This window comes from Gemmiger formicilis (assembly GCF_018784445.1).
GTDB lineage: Bacteria > Bacillota > Clostridia > Oscillospirales > Ruminococcaceae > Gemmiger.
Window position 1 is genome coordinate 138,426 of sequence record NZ_WQOH01000100.1, and the last position, 24,773, is coordinate 163,198.

General features: G+C 47.9%; 17 protein-coding genes and 2 pseudogenes. All 19 read right to left on the reverse strand.

The window, feature by feature from the left end; genetic code table 11:
* Positions 1-9 precede the first annotated feature (9 nt).
* Complete coding sequence (locus GPK89_RS15980; RefSeq protein WP_215694663.1) at positions 10-2,583, reverse strand: DNA methyltransferase; 2,574 nt, start codon at positions 2,581-2,583, stop codon at positions 10-12.
* Positions 2,584-2,636: 53 nt separating this feature from the next.
* Positions 2,637-6,311: a DUF6079 family protein gene (locus GPK89_RS15985; RefSeq protein ID WP_215694665.1), complete on the reverse strand. Its 3,675-nt coding sequence runs from the start codon at positions 6,309-6,311 to the stop codon at positions 2,637-2,639.
* Positions 6,312-6,324: 13 nt separating this feature from the next.
* Positions 6,325-6,747 carry a BREX-3 system P-loop-containing protein BrxF gene (gene brxF / locus GPK89_RS15990; protein WP_215694667.1) on the reverse strand — a complete coding sequence of 141 codons (423 nt, stop codon included), beginning with the start codon at positions 6,745-6,747 and terminating at the stop codon, positions 6,325-6,327.
* A gap of 13 nt (positions 6,748-6,760) precedes the next feature.
* Positions 6,761-6,997, reverse strand: coding sequence for a helix-turn-helix domain-containing protein (locus GPK89_RS15995; RefSeq protein ID WP_215694669.1), 237 nt, complete (start codon positions 6,995-6,997; stop codon positions 6,761-6,763).
* A 309-nt stretch (positions 6,998-7,306) separates the two neighbouring features.
* Positions 7,307-8,773: a relaxase/mobilization nuclease domain-containing protein gene (locus GPK89_RS16000; protein ID WP_215694671.1), complete on the reverse strand. Its 1,467-nt coding sequence runs from the start codon at positions 8,771-8,773 to the stop codon at positions 7,307-7,309.
* Between the two features lie 59 nt (positions 8,774-8,832).
* Complete coding sequence (locus tag GPK89_RS16005; protein ID WP_008396502.1) at positions 8,833-9,102, reverse strand: hypothetical protein; 270 nt, start codon at positions 9,100-9,102, stop codon at positions 8,833-8,835.
* Between the two features lie 16 nt (positions 9,103-9,118).
* Positions 9,119-9,424: a hypothetical protein gene (locus GPK89_RS16010; protein ID WP_112120970.1), complete on the reverse strand. Its 306-nt coding sequence runs from the start codon at positions 9,422-9,424 to the stop codon at positions 9,119-9,121.
* Between the two features lie 154 nt (positions 9,425-9,578).
* A complete protein-coding gene (locus tag GPK89_RS16015) occupies positions 9,579-9,911 on the reverse strand; it encodes a plasmid mobilization protein (protein WP_002576391.1) in 333 nt (110 codons plus the stop codon).
* Positions 9,908-11,842: pseudogene (locus GPK89_RS16020) on the reverse strand (helicase-related protein); the annotation flags it as partial. The gene GPK89_RS16015 and the pseudogene GPK89_RS16020, both read right to left, overlap by 4 nt.
* A 209-nt stretch (positions 11,843-12,051) precedes the next feature.
* Positions 12,052-13,968, reverse strand: coding sequence for a group II intron reverse transcriptase/maturase (gene ltrA, locus GPK89_RS16025; RefSeq protein WP_242960739.1), 1,917 nt, complete (start codon positions 13,966-13,968; stop codon positions 12,052-12,054).
* 720 nt (positions 13,969-14,688) lie between these two features.
* Positions 14,689-18,987: pseudogene (locus GPK89_RS16030) on the reverse strand (DEAD/DEAH box helicase family protein); the annotation flags it as partial.
* A 5-nt stretch (positions 18,988-18,992) separates the two neighbouring features.
* On the reverse strand, positions 18,993-19,337 hold the full coding sequence (locus GPK89_RS16440) for a TnpV protein (RefSeq protein WP_252261728.1): 345 nt from the start codon (positions 19,335-19,337) through the stop codon (positions 18,993-18,995).
* A gap of 802 nt (positions 19,338-20,139) precedes the next feature.
* Positions 20,140-20,346 (reverse strand): transposon-transfer assisting family protein, encoded by a 207-nt coding sequence (locus GPK89_RS16035; RefSeq protein WP_005929883.1) that lies wholly within the window; start codon positions 20,344-20,346, stop codon positions 20,140-20,142.
* On the reverse strand, positions 20,347-20,940 hold the full coding sequence (locus GPK89_RS16040; protein ID WP_117526373.1) for a YodL domain-containing protein: 594 nt from the start codon (positions 20,938-20,940) through the stop codon (positions 20,347-20,349).
* Positions 20,927-21,235, reverse strand: coding sequence for a hypothetical protein (locus tag GPK89_RS16045; protein WP_008396497.1), 309 nt, complete (start codon positions 21,233-21,235; stop codon positions 20,927-20,929). Before GPK89_RS16045 ends, GPK89_RS16040 begins: the two co-directional genes overlap by 14 nt.
* Entirely contained in the window at positions 21,232-22,119 is an 888-nt protein-coding gene (locus tag GPK89_RS16050; protein ID WP_215694673.1) for an LPD16 domain-containing protein, read from the reverse strand. The genes GPK89_RS16045 and GPK89_RS16050 overlap by 4 nt, the downstream gene beginning before the upstream one ends.
* Positions 22,116-24,194 (reverse strand): DNA topoisomerase 3, encoded by a 2,079-nt coding sequence (locus tag GPK89_RS16055; RefSeq protein ID WP_215694675.1) that lies wholly within the window; start codon positions 24,192-24,194, stop codon positions 22,116-22,118. Before GPK89_RS16055 ends, GPK89_RS16050 begins: the two co-directional genes overlap by 4 nt.
* Before the next feature lie 102 nt (positions 24,195-24,296).
* Positions 24,297-24,509: a DUF6199 family natural product biosynthesis protein gene (locus tag GPK89_RS16060; RefSeq protein ID WP_215694677.1), complete on the reverse strand. Its 213-nt coding sequence runs from the start codon at positions 24,507-24,509 to the stop codon at positions 24,297-24,299.
* Between the two features lie 56 nt (positions 24,510-24,565).
* A complete protein-coding gene (locus GPK89_RS16065) occupies positions 24,566-24,727 on the reverse strand; it encodes a hypothetical protein (protein WP_215694679.1) in 162 nt (53 codons plus the stop codon).
* Positions 24,728-24,773: the final 46 nt, after the last annotated feature.

Genomic DNA, 24,773 nt, shown 5'->3' on the forward strand with positions numbered 1-24,773 from the left:
TCCCTCCTATCAAACACGCCCAAGGCTGATATCATAGTACATCAGCAGGTTGGAATCCTCCTGAATGGTCTGCTCCGGCAGACGTTCTGCGATATCAACGATGGCTTTATAGTTCTTTTCTTTCCAAAGGCGCGAGAATCCCACACGGATGGCCTCCGAGCGGAACAGCTTCAGCTTACCCTTGCTGTTCATGTAACCTTCAAATTCCTTCCACAGATTCTTCTCACGCAGCTTGACCAAATCGCCTTCCTTGGTCACATCAGGGATGTACCAACGGCCTTTCTCGTCTTGCAGGAAGTTCTCTTCCAGAATGGTAGCAAGCTCCGGCATCTGCTCATACTTATCAACCGCCTTAACTTCCTGCATGAACTTCGGCTGAAGCTCTGCGTAGGTCTGCGGACCGCAGAACTGCTCATCCAGCTGCTGATACAGCCACGAAATGGCAGACTTCTCATTCGTCACAAACATCTCGAACTGGATATTCTCTACTTCGGTCGTAATACGTGCAGTATCGTACTCGTTGACTTGATCCGGCAGGAAGTACATATTATCGCGTTTCAGGAATTTCTCATCCAAGCCACGGTAAAAGTCGGTAGCATCCAGCGGCACAGGGATACCCTGCATGATATGGTATGCAACCATGCGGTCAAAGAGCAGGTATGCCTGACGCTCAGCAACCACTTCAATATGATCATTCTTCACAACAACCACCGGAATATTTGCAAGGTGTTGGCGCACAAAATCCCATGCAGTGTCTACCGAACCAGCATGAAGTTGAAAATCCTTTCTAAAGCTTTCTTTCGGTTTATAAGCCGAAATAACAAGATCCTGCTTTATTGCTTGGGATGCCCCTTTGACCTGATTAAAGCTGCCTTGATTTTTATTAAGTGTACGGACATCAGCAATGATAAATCCAGCCCTATTCAATGATGTTTGAATAGAATTCCAAACCGCATTCTTCGAATTATGGAATTCTACAGTCATCCAGCGATTTGGCTTTAGAATTCTTTCAAACTCCGAAAAGCACTTTGTCATAGCTTCCTGATAGAAAGCAAGTTGCTTTCCCTGCGTTCGATTCATGACCGCTTCCGGCTCATTATTCGTATAAACACGCAACCATGATTCCCAAATTGAATTTAATTCCGAGTACATTAAGTTATCGCCGAAAGGAGGGTCGGTAAATATATAATCAATGCTGTCATTGGGTATATTCTCCAACATAGACGCTGATTGTGTTGAAATAATAGCTTCTGATCCAGTTGGCACTTCTGCAAATGCCTTCGAGACATTTTTGAGCCTTTCTTTTAGCAACTCTATTATAGATGTCTCCACTGAAAGAGACGGGAAATAGATCACTCCCGTTAAATATCCAGCATTCCAACCACCGCCGCCAAACAAGAAATTATGCATATGTACTTTGTTCATTTTTGTGGCTCTGAGAATGAATGCTGTAATAATAAACTTCATTTCATTACTTGCATTAGCCCAAATCAAAGATAATGCATATAGATTTCTTTTTTGAAAGAAAAAATCTACAGATGTAATTCCCTTATTGATTGCCTCTTGTGTCTTATCTCCTTTCTTTACGGCATCAGTAGGATACCAATACGGAATCGTGAGAGAATTGATTTTTTCAATTACCTTCAAGTCATCCTCATCCGGTTTCTTCTCCCAGTGTTTTCCATCCTGTGTCGTATATCGTATTAAAACCGGAATTTGCTTTGGTATGCTAACAGTCTTATTTTGAATACTATCAAATACAGTTTCTTTCGCTACTATACTGCTTTTTTTCGTCAACTCAGCTCCGCATCCTGGGCAACGGAACTTCTCAAGCATTCTTTTCTCATTTCTAAACACCGCTACATCCCAGAAAATGAATTCTCTACCGCAATGCGGACAGATCATTACATCGGACCAAACTGTATAATCAATAGTCGCTTCCTGCCCATCAAATGTCATTGATAGCTGTCCATCTGAAGGAGCGACATGCTTTGTTTTATACATCCAGCCGCATTCTTTATTGAGTCTGTCGAGAAGATTCTCGCCTTCTTTCTCTAAAGCTTCTTGTCTAAATCCTGTATTATAACGGTTGGAAATGTGTGTTGCTGCTGGTGCCAAATCAATAAGAACAGCTTTTCTGCATCCAAATTTTGCTTCCTTAACATTTTGTGCAAATTTCATTCTATCCTGCATTGAAAGATGCCCACATGCTTTTGCGGCCACTCCTGTCATGCCTGTTCCAGAAAAGCCATCGAACACAATATCACCAGGATTTGAATAATGAAGAATATAATTCATAATGGCTTTGTACGGCACCTTTGTGTGATATGTATGTACCGTATACAACGGGTCATTCTTACCTTCACTCACATCTGCTGCAAACGGCTCCCTGTGATAATCGTCCGTTGCCTCATCATACGGAGCACCATACTCCTTGATAAACTCCTCGATAAACGGATTCGGGCAGGCGGTATAAAACGGCGCATCCGAGAGAGCAATAATATCCTCATCCGTACCGATGGGGAATCCCTCAATATTGCGCACTTTATCTATATCTTCTTTGGTCAGCTTTCTGCGTTCCATAGCTGTTTTCTCACTTTCGTTTTCTAAATTGTGCAAGCGGCACTTGCACAATCTTATTTGACAATAATGCGGAGTTTACCTTCGTCTTTGCCCTTGGTATAGCCAGCAATCAGCTCATTCAGCTTCTGTTTGAAAGTAGCTTCATCCATTGGCGGCAGCTTCGTCAGCTTATCCATCAAATCTTTTGCATCCACTACCACAGGTTCAAAGCCCTTCAGCAATGCCTGAATCGCCTTGATGAAGAAATCGTCAACACGCTTCGGCAAAGTACCGGATGTAATAAAATCATCAATCGCTTTCTGCTGTTCTGCACTCAGGTACTCTTTCTGGCTTGCCACAATCGGGTCAGAAATCGTATTCAACAGAGTCTGCGTCCACTCCGTCACCAGATCATCAATCCGAATATCCAGATTATCCAGCTGGCCCGCTACATTCGGCACTTGATCACCAAGGTTATAATGGCAATGCGGGCAGATATGAGTTGTTTTCAGCTCAGTCGGTGTCAGCTCATAGCAGACTTTCAAGTTAGCCATGTCCTGCTCGATCTTTGTCAGTTTGGCTGCCGAAAGGATTTCAACGCCACGCAACTTACGCAGATTTGCCAGTACGGAACTCTCCTGTAATTTACCGCGTCGTTTTGCATCGTCAATGTCCAGGCGTTTTTTCTTGTGTTCTTCAAAATAAATGCCGATATACTCTTCTTTAACCTTTTCAAGAGCAGCATTTACCTTCTGTGCAGCTGCATCTCCGGATGTACCGGTCAGAATGCTATCGCGTGCAGAACGGAATTCGTCTTTTGCAGCTTCCAGTTTTTGTTTGAAGTTTGCGCCAAGGTCGATGAACTCAATGTTACTCAGATAGGAAACATTGTTTGCGCAATCCGTTTTGAAAGTCACATATTCCGCAATCGCTTTGATCAGTGTAATCTGCTCCGCCAGCTTATCAATTTCCTCAAAGGTCAGCTTGAAGTTGTTCAGCTTCGCCGGAGTATTGAACCGAGCAGAATAATTGCTGAATTCATCCTTAACTGCTGCACAGGCTTTCTGCATAGCGATCAAATGCTGCGCATCCACAAGCGGTTCATTCCAAAGCTCAAATCCATTGTTCAGCTTCTGGTTCGCAAGAACAGCAGAGTTGCTCGTTTCCTGCGCTTTTTTCAGCAGTTGTTTTACTCCCTCATCACGGTCATTCGGGTTGTCCAGCAGAACCGGATTGATTTCCAGCACATCAAAAAGCTTTTTCAGCTCTGCCATTGCCATCTGCGCAGGCCGTGCCAGATATTTGAACTCATACAAGTCCAGAACACCAATGCGAGGTACAGTATCCAGATTCGATGCACTCAAAACAGTGCCATTGCGCAGAGTCATCGTTGCATAGCCCGCATACACCATGGACAGGAAGATGATCGGTGTAAAAAGATAGTTGATCTTGAAATGTTTATCTTCATACTGATCATCGTATTTGACATTAAAGATATCCGAATAATTGATAACGCCCTGCGGCGGCAGCTGTTTCAGCTGGTCAATGTAGTAAGCTGCATACTTGGAACCTTCCGGTCGAATCTTATCGCCATCCAGAACGCCAAAGCTCTGGAGCATCAAGGTTGCCGTCTGCGTTTTACGACCAGCAAAATAATCAAATGCCTGCCGTACATTTTCTGCCATGTTTTTCCGAGTTACCTTTGTTTTCATCATAGGACAATCCGGATATTTGCCGCAGAAATATTCATCCAGACACAGGGAAGCCGCCAAATCAACGGTGTCCTTAAAGTCCATATCTCGGTTATAGCGTCCACGGAGCACTTCGATCATCTGCCGCTTCTGCCCCTTATACTGGATATCAAAGCAGGTGTTCTTATTTTCACTCAGATACTTAATCAGCTTTTTGCGGATCATCGCCGCTTTGCTCAGATAGGCATCCTTATCTTTGCCTTCACTGATCTGTGCCTGTGCATTGGCAGCAGAGAAGAAGCCCAGAATCTCCTTGAACTCCGCAGTGGATTTGAAGAAGAAATAAACTTCATCCTCCAAATTTTTCACAGCAATACTGCCGCTGCTGTATGGCGGCATAATATGGATATAGAAATCCCGTTCCGGCTGCGCAGTGCTGCGCTCTCCCGGCAGACCGAGGAACAGATAGCCTTCACGGAAAATGTTATGACTATCCCAGTTCAGGTCACGCTGATAAATCTCAAATCCAGGAACATACTGCTTTGCATCCCAATCGAGGCAGCTGTAAATCAGCTGATAAAAATAGCGATTCAGTTCGCCATCTGCCATGATGGAAGCCTTTTGTTTGATCTTCTCATCATAGTCAACGACCTTATCCACATCAATGTAATACTGGTTATTGGCATCGTTGTAGATAATGAACTGACCGGATACCGTGGTCATGATATCCTTCAGCGTAGTCTTAATCAGAGCCAACAGGAAGTCTGCATCCTGCTCCGGCATCGGCAGGAACAGGCAAAGATCATCTTTCAGATTCTCTGCCGTCAGTCCGAAATGCACATCCAAGCCATTCGTAGTCAGGCGATGGACACTCAGTGCATAGATAATTTTAATTGCCAGCGGCTTGTATGCTGCCTTAGGGAACGCACGGTTAATGATATCCTCCAGCTGTCCGCTGGCAGTAACAACGCGGTTGATGGTCACATCACTCTTGAGCAATCCATTGGATTTGATTGCAGGCCAATAATTATCAAAAGAGATGATGCCAGGCTCATTTTCTGGCACATCGCGGTTAAAAATATCGCGAATCGTCATCGAGATGTTTTTCAGGATATGTCGATTCTCAATCAGGTAAATCTTATTGAACACATCAATATAGGACGGATGAATTGGGAACAGATCTACAAACTCGTCCATCCGGGAAGACATACCAGTATAAAGCATTGAGAATTTCTCCAAATGCTTGCGAATCAAAGCCTTCTGCTCAGGCGTTTTCTTCAAGATACGCTCAGACACAACATAAGATGTTGCCTCTTTGGTGATGACAATCTGCGTAAAACGATCCGACACATGTTTCAGTGTATCCGACACAAAGCTGAATCGCGGATTATCAAAAATCTTCTCCTGCACACCAAAAATTACGCGCAGTTTGCTCTTGGAGCACATCTCGCCAAGTGCGCGGAAAAACTCAAGGTCGAGGACAATTTGCCGCTCGTCACGGGAAGTCAGATAGCTCAGGAACTCATCCACAACAATCAGATATCCCTTATCCGGATACTTTGCGGAGAAGGCCATCATCATATCTCGAATCAGCTTTTTATTATCGCGGACTGTATCAAAATCCGGCACTTCAAAATCAATTCCTCGTGCCGCAAAATCGTCTTCGATGAAGCCAAACAGAATTTCACGTAGCGACATCGTTACGCCGCCGATTTCAATGCGAAGTACTTCAAACTTGCCTGCGATGCACTCCATCTCTTTTGCAAAGTTTTTATTCTGGAGATACTGAAGGTTATCCGCATCCTTGGCAATAGAAGAAATCACGCTCATCAAGTGTGATTTACCAGTACCATAGTTACCAACAACAAGAACACCCTTGTTATCAACCACTTCGTCCATCTGAAGCTGATCCAATACCGGGCTTTTCAGATTTGCCGCCATGGTATCAGACATAACATAAGATTTCACATACTCTTTCGCCCGGTTCGCATCATCCGCCGTAGTAAGCTGAATGACATCCTCAATCGGGTTGAAGCTGATCAAGTCTGAGTACTTCACTTTTTATCCTCCCTTAAACGACACAGGTTATGTCGTATCGTTCTACATCGTATTCTTTATAGTCCGCATATCTATCTTCCGCATAAACCAATTTTCCGTCTATCATGGTTCCCGGCCACAAAACAGAAAAAGGCTTGCTTCGATTCGCAATTGTAAGAAGCTGCAAAACATCTATCTTGTATGCTGGATTGAACAGCACATCAAAGTCTCGAATACAACTGTTTTCCGGAATATTTGCAAGAACTTCCTGAAAGCATCTTTCAATCCTCATGGTTCTTCGTTCCGGTTTAATTTTTATGAGCAGAGCCGCAATTTTCTCATTTAATGAAACCTGCTGCAAACTTTCGCAGTATTTTTCATCACAGTAGACAACTGGTCGCATCATTCCTGTTTGATTTTCGGATTGGAGCAGCCGATACTGTATTATCCTTCCCATTCGGCCACCATCCTTATTCTACATTATCAGCTGTCCCATTATCTGGACTCTCTTGGATGAAATCTAACACATCGTCAGCCGTACATCCTAATGCAAGACAGATTTTTTCTACCATTTCAATAGAAACAGGTTCTCCGCGCCCCATTTTTCCAATAGTACTTGCGCTGACTCCGGCAAGCTCGCACAGCTCTTTCTTCTTCATTTTCTTGTCAATCAACAGCTTAAACAACTTGTTATATGATACCGCCATCGTCTTTGCCTCCTGCTTAAAAACAACCTGCCCATGGGTATAATTTCTCTATTTTCAAGTATAGCACTTATCATCTTCTAAGTAAACAGAAAATCGTGCGTTCAAAACACTTTTCACTCTTCTGCAAGCAGGGCTTTCGTGACACGAAAGCGATTTTCTGCTTGTTGGGGAGACTCCCCAATCCCCTTAGAACGCTGCCTGCGGCATCGGGCTGCGCATCCGTTTCGGATGCTTTAACGGCAGTTCCTGCCAAAGAAAAAAAGCCCGGTGCAGCATGAGCATTACACCCACACTGCACCGGACTTTCCATCATCGACTGCTTTGTCTATTTTCTTCTTCCTGCCGCACTTCCTGCTCATGCGTCTGCTCTTTTTTCTGCTCGTCCTCTTTTAGGATTTCCTGCACGATTTTCTGTGCCACAAGCCAATCCTGCATTTCCGATTTGGTCTTGCGGTACTCTGCATAGGAGCTTTTCTTTCGTTCCAGAAGCATTGCATACTCTGCGTTCAGCTCGCTGATGCGCGGGAGCTTTTTGTCAGAACCGTTCTCTTTCTTATAGGCATCAAACGCCTTTTTCGCTGCGCTGCGTAAGGCCAGCGAATCCCGATGAGCTTCATAGAACTCCCGATTGTAGCCGGATGCCTTATATGCAGCAAAGACATCTTTTGTCTTGGCATAATTGATTAGATGCTTCCGCAGCACCGACACTTCTGACATCCGTGCCTCATCCGCCTTTACAGATTCCAGCAGCGCATCGCATTTTTCAGAAATTCCATCCGCCTTTTCCTTCAGCTCTGCATAGCTCTTGATTCCATGCTCTTCCATGAACATCATGGCTTTTGCCATCTGCTTCAGATTGAATACTTTCGCCCAACGCGCATATCCCGCGCCTTTGCCTGCTTGCATTTTGGCACGGACATCAATAAGGAACGACAGCTCTGCCTTCTGATGCACCTGAGCAGACCGTGCGCTTGTGCGGGTTTTCTCTGCAAATTTGCTTCTGTGAACCGCATTCCCGGCAATCACTTCGCAGAGTTCCTCAACCGAATATCCTTTGCCAAGAGAGCGGAAACGAGCAAATCTGGCGTGGCCTTTTCCCCGCAGGGCAGGCTGTTTTCCGTCTTTATACTCGTACCCTGCTTCCTGCAAAATTCCAATCAGTTCCCGGAAGTCTTTTGGATGTCTTGCCAATGCTGCATCAATGGCCTCGCAGATTTCATCTCGTTGCGATTTTTTCTCTGGGTATTCCGTTCTCTTCTGCCGCTCTCCATAGGGCTTCCGAATAATGACCGACAACCGGTGTTCCAGGCAGACGATATCACTGAGCCTTGCCAGTGCAAGACCTGATAAGCGAAAATCTCGGAATTTTCTGGTGCTGTCTAATGTAGTCGAATTAAAAATAATGTGGTTATGAATGTGTGCACGATCAACATGGGTAGCCACGATAAAGGCATGTTTTCCCTTAGTAAAGCGCATGGCCGTCTCATATCCAACCTTGTTCGCCTCCTCCGGCGTGATTTCTCCGGGCTTAAAAGATTGCCGAATCTGATATGCAATCACATCATGCGCCTGGGTTCTACCGGTGATATGCTCATACTGCCGTTTGGAAAGCAGAAATTCTTCATCACAGGTCTTTGCATCACAGGCATACGCGCTGATATATTTTCCATCTTCCGTCTTTGCTGCATTCTCAGAATAATCAGTACGGTCAGCCAGACACTGCGCTACCGTCTTTCCTTTATTGATATGCAGCGCGATTAGTCTTGTAGCCGCCATTCCTTATTCCTCCATCTAAAAAGAGCCACCCAAAGGCAGCTCTTACCAATCCAATATTCTCATTTTAGCATCCGTTCTCGGTCATAAGCTCCCTGCAAATAAACGGCCTGCTTGATGATCTCTTCCATATCGAAATAGACACACATGATGCTTTCGTACAGCTTCCACACATTAGATTCGCTGCCGCCCACCATTTCCATCAGCTGGTCTTCCATCTTCGATTGCTCAGACTGTTTTTCCTGATAAGCAGTCTCTTCCACAAAATGATTCTCTCCATCTGTTTCCTCGTACCGTAAATCATAATAATCTTTCATAAACTGAATATCCATCGAATCCCTCCTGAACTCAAATTGTCAAAACATCCTCTACACACTCGCACAGCCGTTCCATCAGTTCCATGATGCCGCCCGCTCCAACCGCAGCTGCGAACAGTCCCATCTCAATCAGGGTCAGCAGGAACACATCCGTCCAGCTCGCCCGAACCACAGAATAAATGCCGCAGCCAAGAACGAAAAGCATAACCGGCGAAAGTACCCACAGGGATAGCTGCATCAGCAGATTCCAGATAAAGCACAGAAATCGCAGCAGAAATGCAACCGGCAGCAACAGGATTTTCAGCACCAGCTTCAACAAAAAACATACGATCTTCATGGATTTCACCCCTTCGCTTTTCTTTTCATCTTCATTTTATCGTACCCGCTTGTCAAACACCACGATGTCAACAGGAAGACCTGCAAAAAATATGTAATGACACAGACTGTTTCATCTGTGCCATGTGCAATAGAAATTCCGCACGTTTGCGCCGTCATCGAATACCAGAAAGCCTCTTTAAGATCAGCTTTTGCATCTCCCAGAGTTCATCCAGTCGCTTCTGCAAATCCCGGATATCCTCCGCATAGATGCTTCCAGATTCATTGGCGCGTTTTGCATACTGGTTCAGGTTGTTGCTGCATCGGCGAAGAAGTGTGGATACCTGCGCCACATCCGACAAATCAAGATTTACGCAGTACCCGTCCATCGCCATTTTTCTCATATAGGCACCGGTATTCCGAATCCCCAATTCTTTCTGCTTTTCACGAATCCTCGCCAGCTCTTCCGGGTTTACCCGGACATTGATCCAGTGTTCCCGAACACTCATAGTGCCACCTCCTCATCATTTCGATGTGTCATCGGCGGAATGCACCCTGCACGGTCACGCAGCTCTGCCAGGACAGACGGCTTTTCCGTTGTTCTCTCACGGTCTGGATCATCATTTTCACGGTCATCCATATTCAGCAGTGCGTCCAGTTCTGCCAGTCTTGCACTCTTTTCCGCCAGTTCTGCCTCCTGGGGGAACGGCTTTCCAAGCTCGGCCTGCGCAGCTTCCTGCTGGCTCCTAAGATTGTCCAGCTGCTGTTCCGCCTTCTCCAGCCTTGCAGGAATCCCGGCAAGAGCATTATCCAAACGCTGGATATTGCCCGCAGCACTGGTGCCGATGGGCACCCGGTGGGTCATCTCGCCTTTCAGCAGCACCTGATACTCTTTCTGGAAGCTGTCATATGACAACTCCATCTTGAAACCGCGATAGCTGCCAAGCGGCACCGGCTCCAAACTCTGATTGGCTTTACAGACCACAAGAATTGCTTCACCGGCCTCGGCTTTTTCAGTAAATTGTGTGCCATTCACCTCCATACCGCAGAACTCCTCTTCCGGCAGCGGATGTGCCGCCACCGTCCGAATATCCGACTGAAAGCCCTTGATGAACCCTTGCGTTTTCTCAATCTCCGCAGGGAAATATTTCATCAATTTATCTTCCAATCGGTACTGCTGGCTCTGATGATCCGCCTTCAATACTTTCAGCCTTGCAACATCTACATCCAAGTCCATTTTCTCCTTGATTTGCGGGTCTCCGGCACAAAGTGCCTTGATCTCTGCATAGGAAAGAGCCTGCTCATCCACATCATCACAGGAACGTACCGGAGATTTGCTGGTCATGATCTGGCTGATAAATTTCTGCTTATTCTCCAGTGTCTGATAGAGGTAGGCATCAAAAGTTCCTTCCGTCACATACTGATAAACCTGCACTTCTTTGTTTCGGTTTCCCTGACGGATGATACGACCATTTCGCTGGGTCATATCCGCAGGCCGCCAGCCCACATCCAGATGATGCACGGCCACCAGCCTGTCCTGCACGTTCGTGCCTGCACCCATCTTCTGTGTCGAACCTAACAATACCCGTACCTGTCCGGTACGCACTTTGGCAAACAAATCTTTCTTTTTTGCCTCAGTATCGGCATCATGAATAAATGCGATTTCTTCTTCCGGCACACCGGACTGAATTAGTTTGGCGCGGATATCCTCATAGACATTGAAGGTTCCATCGTTCTTCGGCGTGCTGAGGTCGCAGAACAGCAACTGGGTCAGCTTATCCGACTGTCCTTCCTCATAAATCCGAAGCACATTCCGCACACAGGCGTTGAGCTTGCTATTTGGGTCATCCGGCAGGAGCGGATTCATCAATCGCTGATCCAGTCCCAGCTTTCTGCCATCCGATGTGATTTTCAGCATGTTATCGACCGATGGGTCTACCACACCGGAATGCACAGCCGCCGCCCGTTCCGAAAGCTCCGCCACCATCGCCTGCTGATGCTCCGAAGGCTGCACTACCACGGTTTCAAATTTTGCCTCCGGCACCGGCAGATGCAGCTGATCGGAAGTCTTGATATCCGCCACTTCCTTGAACATGTTCATCAGCTCCGGCAGGTTGAAGAATTTTGCAAATCTCGTTCTTGCCCGGTATCCGGTTCCTTCCGGTGCCAGCTCAATGGCCGTGGTGGTCTCACCAAAGGTAGAAGCCCAGCTGTCGAAATGGGTCAGCCCTTTCTGCTGCAATGTGCCGTACTGGAGATACCGCATCATGGTGTAAAGCTCCGTCATGCTGTTACTGACCGGGGTGCCGGTCGCAAAAATGATGCCGCGCCCGCCTGTCAACTCGTCCATATATTGGCACTTCATAAACATATCCGAAGATTTCTGCGCTTCCGATGTGGACAAGCCTGCAACATTGCGCATTTTTGTGTAGAGGAACAATGTGCAGCACCTCTGCGGCTACGAAGCAGTCCGCAGAGTAGTCTGCTTTGTTGTGATAGGTAACTTTTTGAAGTAATCTCCAAGTTTTCCCCCACCTCACGCCGGGCGTGCACCTTTCAGCGCACCCGGCGTACCATCAAATCGATTTACTTTCTTCCTTCAGATTTCAACACTGCTGTGTTCTCACGGACACAGAGTGGTTGTAAATTTCACAGTTTAAGTTTTTCGCGGTATTTCATGATTTTGCCTACCGTCTTTGCATCAAGTTCAGGCGGTATTGGACTGTTGTGAACCATGCGGTGGCATGGTTCACACAGCCAAACCAGATTTGGCACTTTATTGATTCTATCAAGTGGAAGCTTGTTTTTAACGTGGTGACAATGCTTTTGAAGCACGGGTGAGAAGGCATTTCCACAGCATTTACATTTTCCTTTGTCCCTGCTGTAAGCATACTCCCGGTTCATATAATACTCAAAATTCATCCTTCCCTTTGCGTATGCTGACATTGCAATATCGTTCGGGGAGTTAACGGATGGACGGTCACATGGCAGTGGCTTGTGCTTAGCACGATAGCTCACATACCGTCTGCGCCCTTCCACTGTATACGGCGTCATTTTCTGGTCAAATGGCTTGGGTTCATAGTGACTATGCGTGATGAACGCATAAGTTATACCAAACCATTTTCCTTCGACCCATACAGCAAATGTCTTACTGTCGTAGCCCTTGTGTCGGTCAGGAAGATTGCAAAGCACCTTCAGCGGCACCTGCATGGAGTTGTACCGTTTGGGGTACAGCTTTTTCCATACAGTCAGTGCAGCGTTGTTTACTCTGCGGTCTATCGCATGGTAGGCATGAGAGCAGATGGATGTCTGCAAGTACTGTGCCATACCCATAATGACAGAGTTGACGTACTGAATTTGCGCAGCCTGCACATTGACTTTTTGACAAAGTTCTATGCGGTGCACTTCTTCGAGCAGTTTCTTAATCTTCTTTCCTAACCGTTCCATATCCGGCAGCGGCTTTCCAACCAGATGTTTCGTCCATGTTGCCGGGTCAGGAGTTTTCCGTTTTCGTTCGGCCTTTACCACAAAGCCAAGAAAGTGTATACCGTTTGTCCGCAGGTCTGTTACATAGGTCTTTTCCTGCGACAATTCGAGTTTCATTCTGTTCCGAAAATATTTTGTCAAGACACGTTTCAAGCGGAGTGCTTCCTTCTCCGTTGACGTCAGAATCACCCAATCATCGGCGTAGCGATAATTGTACTTTGGCGTTACACCAGCCCATTTCAAACGCCTTGTGTCGTTGCCTTTATGCTTGCACTGTCTGTGCGGCTCCATATACATACGACCAACATACCAATCGAAATCGTTGAGATAAACATTAGATAAAAGCGGTGAGAGGATTCCTCCCTGCGGTGTACCAAGCTCTGTTGCATGAAACAGGTCATTTTCCATATATCCAGCTTTTAGCATCTGACTGATAATTTTCAGCACACGCTTGTCATGGATACCGATTCTCCAGAGTTTTTGGAGCAGCAGGCGGTGATTGATATTGTCGAAGCATCCCTTGATGTCACCCTCAATAGCCCACACGGGTTGGTCGGGCGATTTACATCCAGCATTTATGACATTGATGATACCCCGGATTGCGTGTTTCTGTGCCCGATAGGGGCGAAAGCCGTAGCTTTGCGGATAAAATCTCGCTTCACAGATCGGCTCGATAATGATACGCACGCACTCCTGTATGATCCTGTCCAATACAGTGGGGATACCCAGCGGTCTTTTCTTGCCGTTACTCTTTTCGATATATTCACGGCGGGCTGGTTTGGGGCGGTAGTTGCGAAAACTCGATTGAATCAATAAAATAAGCTCATCTTTGGGCATTTGAAGGTATTTGTCCATTTTTATCTTATCCACGCCAGCAGTTCTGCTGCCTTTGTTGGACTTGATATTGTGGACGGCAGTTACAATGGTCACTTCATTAGCCATCGCTTCCACCAGACCGGTGAACGATACTCCTTGACCGGACTTCTCATAGAGAAAATCCTGAATCTTTTTAAGTTCCGTTTCCGTTGAAAATCTGACGTTCAAATGCACAAGGTTTTCACCTCGCAGTTCGTCACCCATCTTTCAGGGAGTTATAGGATTTTCGTTTTGTGAAATTTACAAATCGATTTGACTCGTATCCTTCGCCATGGAATATTTCAATTCCGTATGACTGGCATTACCCAGCCCAGACTACTATGATACGGCTGACTTCCTGTTGTTTTCAATGCGCTGTAACGCTCCAACAATAGGCTCTCAAACGTTCCCTAATCTCTATCCTTATTCTGAAACCCTTAGGCCGCTACCTTACACCGGGAAAATCTAACCGTGCTTTGAACCACAGTTGCTGCACGGTTCCTGATGGGGATTTCATCCCACAGGGCGTGTACGGAAAAACCAGCCACACACACTTTTTCCAAGGTTCACCCTTTCGGATGGAGTCAACTCTTACGATGCTGCATAGCTTTCCCTAACGGATAGCCATGGGTTTTGGAAGCCCGCACCATTATTGTCCATGCCTCTTTGCAGAGGTTTAGGTTTTCAGGTTACGCCTTCACCACGCTCTGTACAATGCACACTTACAGGTGGCAACGCACAGTGGAGTATTAGCTCTCGTACTGTCTTGAATTTTGACCTATTCTCTGGAACTTTGTTCCTCGACATTGGTTCTGTACGGCAGAGGAATTTCACCCCTGATTTTGAGATTAAAGTTCTCTGTGATATTTTCTTATTGCTAAGTGCAATCACATGGTGCTTTTCGTCCTTGCTGTCAACAAGGGCTTATGCACAACGTTTCGCACGATTCTTAAAGGCATGTGCTTCGTCTACAAACAGTCGGTCTACGCCCAGCTGCTCAAAGGTAATCACATCGTCTTTTCGGTCGGTTGCCCGGAGTTTCTCCAATCTCGCCTCCAATCCTTTCCGGGTCTTTTCCATCTGTTTGATGGAGAAACGTTCGCCATTCTGGGATTTCATCTCAGCAATGGCGTTTTCGATTTCATCAATCTGGGCAGTCAAAATCCGCTCCTGCCGTTCTGCGGACACCGGAATTTTCTCAAACTGGGAATGCCCGATGATGACTGCATCGTAATCACCAGTAGCAATTCGTGCGCAGAACTTCTTTCTGCGGGCAGTCTCAAAGTCCTTTTTGCTTGCCACCAGCAGTTTTGCACTCGGATACAGGCGCAGGAACTCGTTTGCCCACTGAAGGGTCAAATGATTCGGAACGACAAACATGGATTTCTGGCACAGTCCCAGCCGTTTTGCCTCCATAGCAGAAGCGGCCATCTCGAAAGTCTTACCGGCACCCACTTCGTGGGCCAGCAGTGTATTGCCACCGTACAGCACATGAGCAATGGCATTCTGCTGGTGTTCCCGCAGCCGGATTTCCGGATTCATGCCGCCAAAGCGGATGTGGGAGCCATCGTACTCACGAGGACGGGTACTGTTGAACAGCTCGTTATACTTTTCCACCAGGTCCGCACGGCGATAAGGGTCTTTCCACACCCAGTTCTGGAACGCATCCTTAATGGCCTGCTGTTTCTGCTGGGCGAGGGTGGTCTCCTTTTTATTCAGAACCCGCTTCTGCTTGCCGTCTGCATCCTCCACGGTATCGTAAATACGAATATCCCGCAGATTCAGCGTATCCTCCAGAATTCGATAGGCATTGGCACGGCTGGTGCCGTAGGTCATATAGGCATGAACATCATTCCGGCTCGGTGTACTCTTACCGGTGATCTGCCATTCTGCCGTCATGGGAGAGAATTTCACTTCAATATTTCTGCGCAGATAGAACGGCGGTTCAAAGGTTTCTTCCATAAACTGCTGGATATAATCCCGATTGACCCATGTGGCACCAAGGCGCACATCAATCTCCGACGCATCCAGGTCTTTCGGCTGTGCTTTCTTCAAATATTCCGTGTTTACCGCAAAGGCAGGGTCAGAAGCCGCAGCCAGTTCTGCCACGCGGAGTTTTTCCCGGACATTGCCGGACAGATATTCATCAGCCGTCACCCAGCCGGTTTCCTCGCCGCCCTGCGTCATCGAGTCTTTGAAAATGACACCATGCAGTTCCTGCTGGATTTTTTCAAATTCTCCCGGTGTACCTAAAAGCTCCGACATATAGGGCAAATCCACTTTGCCGCGCTCTCCGATGGAGATTGCCAGAGCCTCTGCCGGAGTATCTACGCTGGTAACAGCCCGTTCCGGTCGAATCGTCCGTTTGGTGAACATATCCGCCTTGGATTCCAGCCTGCCGTTTTCATCTACATTTTCCAGAGAGCAGAGCAGATAATAAGACGAATCTTCTGAAAAAGCCTGCGCATTTGCACGGGAGTTGATAAGCCCATACTGATCGGCGAATCGGTCATAGGCTACATTCAGTTCCCGCTGTTTCTGGGCAATCGCGTCCTCCGGATAATCGTTCAGCTGATAGTCTATCAGTTCCTGCACAATGGTGCGAAGCTCCACCATGCCTTTGATCCTGCCGGTGGCTGTCGCAGAAAGGTCAGCCTTCCGCATGATACTGTTCTCACGGAAGTAGACATCCCCATCCACCACTGCATAGGAGAAGTTCTTTACATTGGGGTCTGCCGGAATGGTTTCGCCCTGCAAGGACAGTTCTTCCTCCGGTACCAGCTCCTGTGCTTCATAATGACCGCCGATGTGCTGCACAGCCTCATGCAGCTGGTCTCCCAGATCCGCATCCGGAATCGGAATGACCGTACATTCTTCCTTGCCGTACTGGGTACTTTCCGTTGTAATCTCGCCCAGCACCATTTCCGGATGATCCACGAAGTAGTTGTTGAGGGTTATGCCCTCCGATGTCAGCCCCAGATGCACCCAATCCGGTTCGATATCAATGGGATGGTCTCTCTTTTGCAGGAAAATGATATCCGACACTACATCTGTACCGGCATTGGCACGGAATGCGTTATTGGGAAGTCGGATGGCTCCCAGCAGTTCTGCCCGCTGCGCCAGATACTTTCGTGCGTCCGGATTCTTGGAATCCATCGTATAGCGGCTGGTAACAAAGGCCACGATGCCACCGGGACGAACCTGATCCAATGCCTTGGCAAAGAAATAGTTGTGGATAGAAAAACCGAGCTTATCATAGGGTTTATCGCTGACACGGTAGTTGCCAAATGGCACATTGCCCACGGCCAGATCATAGAAGTCGCGCCGGTCGGTGGTTTCAAAGCCTGCCACCTTGATTTCTGCCTGCGGATACAATTTCTGCGCAATGCGCCCGGTGATGGAATCCAGTTCCACACCATACAGTCTGCTTCCCAGCATGGAATCCGGCAGCATACCGAAGAAGTTGCCGACACCCATCGACGGTTCCAGAATATTGCCTTTCTCAAATCCCATACCGTCCAATGCCTCATAGATTGCACGGATCACGGTAGGGCTGGTGTAATGCGCATTCAGAGTCGAAGCCCTGGCTGCGGCATATTCTTCTTCCGTAAGAGCTGCTTTCAGCTCCTTATATTCGCCTGTCCAGGCAGTTTTCTCTGCGTCAAAGGCATCTGCCAGCCCACCCCAGCCGACATAATTGGCCAGCGTTTCCTGTTCCTCCGGTGTCGCATCCCTATGCTGATTTTCTAAGGCTTTCAGCGTGTAGATGGCATCCATGTTGGCACGGAATTTCTGCTTAGGACTGCCTTCGCCGAGGTGAAAGCTGTTGATGCGGTAGTTCTCCGCATGTTTTGCTTCATGCCCTGCCCGGAACGCTTCTTTTTTTCCAGAATTCAGATCAACCACCAGATTGTGCAGGTGAACATTTTCCTCATGCCCCAAAATTCTTGCCAGATTTTCCTTGCTTTCCGAGCGGAAGATCGGATACACGGAATCCGGGTCTCGAAGTTCCACATCGAAAAGCCCGACTTTTTCAATCGTAAATGCCTTTCCGTCCAGATACAGCGTATCGCCAACGCGATAATCCGGCTGCACCGGAGCTGCGGGTTCTGGCTGCACAGTTGCAGGCTCTTTTTCAGCCTCCATGTTCCTGCCGCGAATCTCCTGCAACGCCTCTGATGCACTCACATAATCGGCAAATGTCTGCACTTTTCCGTCCGAATATCCGTAATACTCTTCTTTAACATAATCCCAGATGGCAAACGCATCCTTAGAATCCGGGAAATTCTCGCCGGTCATCGTGACCACAAATCGTTCATTCGGTGCATAGCCTGACTCTCTGGCAAGTTCTCTGGCGTGTTCCTGCATTTCCAGCACCAGAGGATCTGTCTCTGCGTGAGCCGGTTCCGGTGCTTCTTCGGATTCCGTATCCGGGAACGGAATGTCCTGCTGCAAATTCTGTTTACTCTGCTCAACATAGAGCCAGTCTTTGGCTTCCCGTTCCTGGACTTTTTCAATCAGCTGCTGACGGTATGTCTCCGCCTCCCATTCGCTGGTAAACTCTTCGCTGACGCCATCCGGCTCTACATGAATGCCATCCTGAATATCATCCCAGACCGCATAGCCATCGTCTGTTTCCATCACGGTAAACCGCTGTGGTGCTGCCAGTTCACTCCGGGCATAGATATCCGCAGCCGTATTCAGCATATTGTCCACACGTTCATTTCCGGTATCGTAACGTTCCGGTGGTGTTGGAGGAAAAACATGGGCGGCAGTCGGCATAGGAAGCGGCGCGCCGTATTCCTGCTCCAGCTTCCGATACTCTTCCATTTCCAGCGCGGTCAGGTACTGATCATTTTCCACAAGCCGGTCTAACCGCTTATCCACCGCTGCCCACGTGAGGCGCACTTCCCGGTCATGGCCATAATTGCGAAGCAGAATGCCTTTCCCGTTATAATCGGCAAAACCACGACTGCCATCCATAAAGGTATAGCTGTGACCACCGAGACCATATTCCGCTTTCAGAAATGCCGCTCGTTCTTTCGCATCCCCTTGCTGCTGATACAGTGCATAAATACGGATTTTTCCGCCTTCAAAGTTAGAGCCTGTCCGCAGCATCCGGTCGATTTCACCCTCAGAAATGACAAAAGCGGAGGGCTTTTCGCTCTCCGCTTCTATGACTGCATTTTCTGCCGCCGCATCAATTTTCTGAATCTGCTCTGCTTCGGACTGAAACAGACTCATAAAGCTCAGCTGTTGATAAATTCCGTCAGAATAACTTCCTCTGCCTGCGCTCTCAGCATGTTCATGTGCTGCACCCAGGCCATCTGGTTCGATTTCTTGTCCGGTGCCGGATTCGCTTTCAGAAGATCCGCCATCATCTGCTCCATCCGTGCGGTCGCGGTCTCCTGAATCTCCCACAGGTGCGGGTACAGCTTCTCGGTCAGGATCAGGTGATTGTACAGCAGCGTGTTGTTCTCCTGCAGAAACGCTCTGCGCATCCTCCCGTACTTGCCCAGGGGCTTCTGTTCCTGCACCGACAACTGGATGTCCGGAATCAGGTAATCGCCGTTCTTCGTGTAATTCAGCTCCATCATAGTTTTGGCTCCTTTCTGCCTGCTTATCTCTTTCATAGGTTCGGATCGTGCGTTCAATTTCCCGGAAGATCTGGCTGGACATTTCGCTGACCGCAGTTCCAAGCACATTGGCGGCAGCCTGCGTATTAAAATCAAAGATATCCAGAAAATCCTCGTGCTCAAAATAGTCATCTGCATTGCCCACCGTCCGGGTAAAGACGGAATATGCGATGCTGACAGCGGCAGCTCTCTTAAAGGAAGCTCCGATGTTGAGTTCATCATATCCTTCCAGATAGGAATCTGCAACGATGTCACTGATCTGCCTGCGGTTTTCCTCCCAGTAATCCCTTGCAAGGCGTTCTGCCGCTTCCATGATATGATTTTCCAGAGACCCAGCACCGGCAGGAACATCAAATGCTGCATCCAGTGCGCGAATGATTGGCTGCTCATGCTCCGCATTCATTTTCCAGAGCTGTACCGGTCGGGAATTCTTCCGTTCTCCGGTATCTGCCACATCAAATACATACCGCAGTTTCGGCTGCTCGCCGCGCATGTCCAAAAGAGCAATGCCCTTGGAGCCACGCTTCACATAGCGGTTCATCCGATCATTCCAGAGATCGTACTCTGCACAGGCCGTCGCTTCTGGTCTCTGCTTATAGATCATCAGCTGCTCCGCAAAAGGATACTTATAAAGCCGTGCGGATGTGGTCAGAAACGCTGTCCACTGCTCTTTGCTACCAGTGATCTGTGCCGCAGCTTCCTGCGCCATCTGCATATAATAAGCCGTTTTCGTCATCATCTGTCTTTTTCCTCCTCTCCTTTATTCGTCTGGATACAAATCCAGCGCCTCATATTCTGCATCCGTCATCTCTGCCAGTTTTGCAAGCAGCGAGGCCGTCCACCTGCGCAGGTTTCTGTCTCTGCCCGTCAGACTTTTTTGCATCTTTTGAAGCTCTTCGATCAGCCCTGTCCGTGTGCCAGGGCTGTAAAGCATCATGAGCATCCATTCGTCATCCGTAAAACGCATTTATAACTCCTTTTCTTCGCAGCACCTGCGAGGCGGCGCAGGCGGCACAGCCTCCTGCTTTTCCTTCAGCTGGTCCAGAACCGATGCTTTCTCCACCGGTTCTTCCTTCTTTCCGTTATTGATTACGCCGTCAATCATGCCGTAATCGTCCTCCATCGCCATTTCTGCGGCTTTCAGGTAGTTCTCCGGTTTCAAAAATCCGGGCAGTTCCTGGAAGCCGATGGAATCCACATAGTGACAGCTTACAACACCATTCTGCCGTAAAGCCACGATGTCAGACACAGAAAGACTATGACCAGTAAAATCATCAGGGCGGGAAACATTGAATTTCGCATACAGTTCCTCCAACATCGTATTCTGATCCTTGTAGGGAAGAAGCGGAGCCGTATAAACCACCTCATAATGGTCAATATCCGGTTCCAGCCCCATCCGTTCCAGTTCGCGCATAGACGAAAAGCGTTCATATACCGTATCCTCGCTGCGGCGAAGCTGCAAAATCGCATACTGGTCGGTAGTACTGTCGAGAAATGCCATCATTCTTTCGTCCGGTGCCTGCGTTCCATGCACTTCATCCCATTTTTCAATTCTTGCCATCGTTCATTTCTCCCTTCTCCATAAACGGCAGGCCGTTTTCCTTTGCTTCCTGCCGCTGCTGTTCCCGCCGCTTTTCACTATAAGGCGGTCGGATACCGACGCAGCGTTTCGGAATCGTATAAGTGACCGACCCATGCTCCCGGTGCTCCAAAATAAACTGCTCCGGATACTGTTTTCGCAGTTCCCGAAGCTTCTTAATCAGGCGGCTGTCATGGGTATAAATGCTGGCGGTATCCAGTTCATTATCAAAATTGATGACGGTTTCCTGCTCTGCCTTCGTAAGCTTGTATTTCATCGCTCTGCCTCCTTCGCCTTGGCAGCTTTCACCGGCGTATCCGTTCTGGAAGACAAATCTGAGAGTTTACCCAGCACAGATTCCCGTCTGCTGATTTCCGCTTCCTCTGCACGATCACAAAGTTCATCATAGTCAATCCGCGTCATGGTGCGGCCACCGAACCCATAATCCGAAAGAATCTGGTCTCTGGCTGCATTCATGCTGATTTCCGGGTTGTCGATCTGTCCACCGTCAATTTCCGTAAAGTCCTTATGATATAAGGTATAGTCGTAACCGTCCTCACAGGTCTGAATGGCAAGAAAGCCCTTGCTTCCCAAATCCCATGCGCTGTGTTCCTCCGTAATCAACAGCTCCGGGCGGCATGTGCCACCGCCGCGTTCCAGCATTTCTGCCAGCTGGCAAATGTGCAGAACATCATACCCCAGGCGCAGATGATATTCGTCCATATATTCGCAGCGGGCTGAGAATTTCCGATTCGGATACTCAATCTCTACCGCACTGCCATCCGGAATTTTGAAACGATCCTCGTAGCTGCTGGTGATAAACCGGATATTTTTAGCATTCTCCAGTTCAGGATCAGCCTTTTTCATCTGCCAAAGAACCTTTCTGCCGCCGCGCATCTGCTCCAGCATCTCCGGGGCTACCGGCGCAACGGTAAGACCGTCCAGCTGGGGAATCTCCTTGAGTGCTGCCACCCTCGCGCTTTCTTCCAGCGTAGAAAACGGCTGTTTATCCAACACATCCCAGCCAATGTGTCCCTCGGCAATCTGCACCTTGCTGTCCATATCAAAACAATGGAATTCCACGCCGTCCTGCTTTTCCTGCAAGGAAAGCAGAGCGACATTATCCACCAGATAAGCTGCATTCATCATTTTCATGCTCATTTTTTACCTCCAAACTCCAGCTTAAATGCTGCTGCACCGTCCTCGCCGGTCTCTACATGAACGGTTGTGTCATAGTAACGATTGGACTTCCTGGAATAGCAATGGGTAAGCCGTGCTTTTCCACGATTTACCAGTTGCTTTGCCAGTTCCTCTGTCATCTGCTTTCCCAGTGTCTGAAAAAACCTGTTTTCCTTCCAGAGCGCAAATTTACAGCTCTTATCCCTGCAAAACCATCCTTTTGCCGTTTCGCAGACATCACTGCCGCAGGCGGGACAGGAACCAATGACCTTGCGTTCCGGCTGCATCAGCACATCGGCTCCTTTTACATCCTCGTAGGTTTTAACAAGTCCGCTAACCATGCTGCTGATTTCGCCCATAAAGGCATCGCTGTCATACTCGCCGTGTTCTATTTTCAGCAGTTTTTCCTCCCAGTCTGCCGTCATGGATGGAGACTGAATCTGTTCCGGCACCACCGTCACCAGCGCATTTCCCTTGTCCGTAGAGCAAAGGTATTTCATTTTCTTATCACCCCTACGCTCGATAAAGCCTTTCTGCACCAGTTTTTCGATGATGGCAGCGCGTGTAGCTGGTGTGCCGATGCCTTTTCGCTCTACACCAGCCGGAAATTCATCCGAGCTGGCACTCTCCATCGCTGAAAGCAGAAGATCTTCGGTAAATCTCTTAGGCGGGCTGGTCTTGCCCTCTTTCAGATCGACACCGGCAAGTTCCAGTGTCATGCCTTCCGAAAGTATCGGAAGTTCACCTGCCTCTGCATTCTTCTCAGCATCTTCAACTGCCTTTCCTGCATATTGCCTCCAGCCCATATCCGTGACTGTTTTGCCTTTCGTGCGGAACTTCTGACCGGCGCACTCGGCTTCTACTATGGTCTCTGCATAGCGGCAGGGAGTGCCTACCGCGCAAATCAGCCGCACCGTCAGCATGGTAAGAATCGCCTGTTCTCCACTGGGAAGAGAGGAAATGTCATAACCCGCCGCTGTTTTTGTAGGGATAATAGCATGGTGATCGGTAACTTTCTTGGTATTGATGACCTGTGCTGTATTCACCGGTGCCGGTGCATCCGGCTGAATCTGAAAGCTCTGCTGAATCACGGAAACAAGTTCCGGCACAAGCGGTGCCATATCATCCGTCAGATACCGGCTGTCGGTACGGGGATAGGTCACGAGTTTCTTCTCGTACAGAGCCTGCGTGTAATCCAAGGTCTGCTGGGCAGTGAATCCCAGCTGCCGGTTTGCTTCTCTCTGAAGCGATGTCAGATCAAACAAGGCCGGGGGCTTCTCTGATTTTTCTTTCTGCTCCACCTTGGTAATGATGGCACTACCCGCCTGACAGCACTCTGCCACCAGTTTTTCTGCATCTGCTTTTGCTTTCATCCGCTCACCACCCGCTTGAAAATCCCGGAATTTCAATTCTGCCGAGTAGAATGGTTCCGGCTTGAACGCCCGAATAGCTGCATCCCGCATAACCACCATCGCAAGCGTTGGTGTCATCACGCGCCCCACATTCAGGGTCTGCCCATACAGGCATGAAAAAAGCCGGGTTGCGTTGATTCCGACAATCCAGTCGGCACGCTCCCGGCATAAAGCCGCCTCATATAAGGCATCATATTCTGTTCCCGGTCTGAGCTTCTGAAAGCCTTCCCGGATAGCACTGTCCTCCATTGAGGAAATCCACAGGCGTTCTACCGGCTTTTTGCAGCCGCACTGATGGTAAACCAATCGGAAAATCAGTTCTCCCTCACGCCCTGCGTCAGTTGCACAGATCAGGCTCTCCACATCTTTCCTCTGCATGAGCTTTTTCAGGATTCCAAACTGCTTTTTCGTGCTGGCGGACACCTGATACTGCCAATGTTCCGGCAAAATTGGAAGATCATCATATCTCCACTTAGCATATTTTTCATCATAGGCTTCCGGCTGGGAAAGTTCCACCAGATGCCCCACACACCAGCTGACAAGGTAACCATTGCCCTCCATATAACCGTTCCCGCGCTGATTTGATCCGATCACCTTCGAGAGGCTCATGGCAACTGAGGGCTTTTCCGCTAATACAAGCTTCATTCGATACTGCTCCTTTCGCAAAAAATTAGCAGCCAGGCACCGAAGCACATGACTGCTATGTAAGGAACGGTATTCTGTTTTAGGTCTACAAACTTGAAATTGTCACTCCAAAATAAATGGAAGCATAATCATAATAATTCCAAATAGGGCAAATAAAGCACCACTGATTTTTGTGGCTTTCAAATAGAACTCAGATGGTTCATCTGCACGATAAGATTTCCATTCTTCTGTTAATTTCCATATTAAGCCCGGCTTTAAGAAGATAAACATACCTAACGCAAAGATTATGATTCCACCACCAATAGACCACCACATATTTGCCATCTCCTTTATCAAATCTCGATTTTATAAATTCTCAAAACAGGGAGTTGTCAGTCCTTCTTGTTCTTTTCAATAGCATTAATAGTGCAAGCAAAACCTGTAATCATTGAAAGTAGTATTGCTCCACGCATTGCTTCGTTCATTCCAGCACCAAAGAAAAAACCGACCAACGCTGCAATTACCATTAGAATGATTGAGATGTTTACTCTCATAATATATACCTCCATAAATTCCGAGTTGTTGAGCTGTTTTTACTTT

Excerpts from the sequence above, each read along its gene's own strand:
- GPK89_RS15980 (WP_215694663.1), bottom strand. The coding sequence starts at position 2,583 with ATGGAACGCAGAAAGCTGACCAAAGAAGATATAGATAAAGTGCGCAAT.
- brxF (WP_215694667.1), bottom strand. The coding sequence starts at position 6,747 with ATGGGAAGGATAATACAGTATCGGCTGCTCCAATCCGAAAATCAAACA.
- GPK89_RS15995 (WP_215694669.1), bottom strand. The coding sequence starts at position 6,997 with ATGGCGGTATCATATAACAAGTTGTTTAAGCTGTTGATTGACAAGAAA.
- GPK89_RS16000 (WP_215694671.1), bottom strand. The coding sequence starts at position 8,773 with ATGGCGGCTACAAGACTAATCGCGCTGCATATCAATAAAGGAAAGACG.
- GPK89_RS16005 (WP_008396502.1), bottom strand. The coding sequence starts at position 9,102 with ATGGATATTCAGTTTATGAAAGATTATTATGATTTACGGTACGAGGAA.
- GPK89_RS16010 (WP_112120970.1), bottom strand. The coding sequence starts at position 9,424 with ATGAAGATCGTATGTTTTTTGTTGAAGCTGGTGCTGAAAATCCTGTTG.
- GPK89_RS16015 (WP_002576391.1), bottom strand. The coding sequence starts at position 9,911 with ATGAGTGTTCGGGAACACTGGATCAATGTCCGGGTAAACCCGGAAGAG.
- ltrA (WP_242960739.1), bottom strand. The coding sequence starts at position 13,968 with ATGGGTGACGAACTGCGAGGTGAAAACCTTGTGCATTTGAACGTCAGA.
- GPK89_RS16440 (WP_252261728.1), bottom strand. The coding sequence starts at position 19,337 with ATGGAGCTGAATTACACGAAGAACGGCGATTACCTGATTCCGGACATC.
- GPK89_RS16035 (WP_005929883.1), bottom strand. The coding sequence starts at position 20,346 with ATGCGTTTTACGGATGACGAATGGATGCTCATGATGCTTTACAGCCCT.
- GPK89_RS16040 (WP_117526373.1), bottom strand. The coding sequence starts at position 20,940 with ATGGCAAGAATTGAAAAATGGGATGAAGTGCATGGAACGCAGGCACCG.
- GPK89_RS16045 (WP_008396497.1), bottom strand. The coding sequence starts at position 21,235 with ATGAAATACAAGCTTACGAAGGCAGAGCAGGAAACCGTCATCAATTTT.
- GPK89_RS16050 (WP_215694673.1), bottom strand. The coding sequence starts at position 22,119 with ATGAGCATGAAAATGATGAATGCAGCTTATCTGGTGGATAATGTCGCT.
- GPK89_RS16055 (WP_215694675.1), bottom strand. The coding sequence starts at position 24,194 with ATGAAGCTTGTATTAGCGGAAAAGCCCTCAGTTGCCATGAGCCTCTCG.
- GPK89_RS16060 (WP_215694677.1), bottom strand. The coding sequence starts at position 24,509 with ATGTGGTGGTCTATTGGTGGTGGAATCATAATCTTTGCGTTAGGTATG.
- GPK89_RS16065 (WP_215694679.1), bottom strand. The coding sequence starts at position 24,727 with ATGAGAGTAAACATCTCAATCATTCTAATGGTAATTGCAGCGTTGGTC.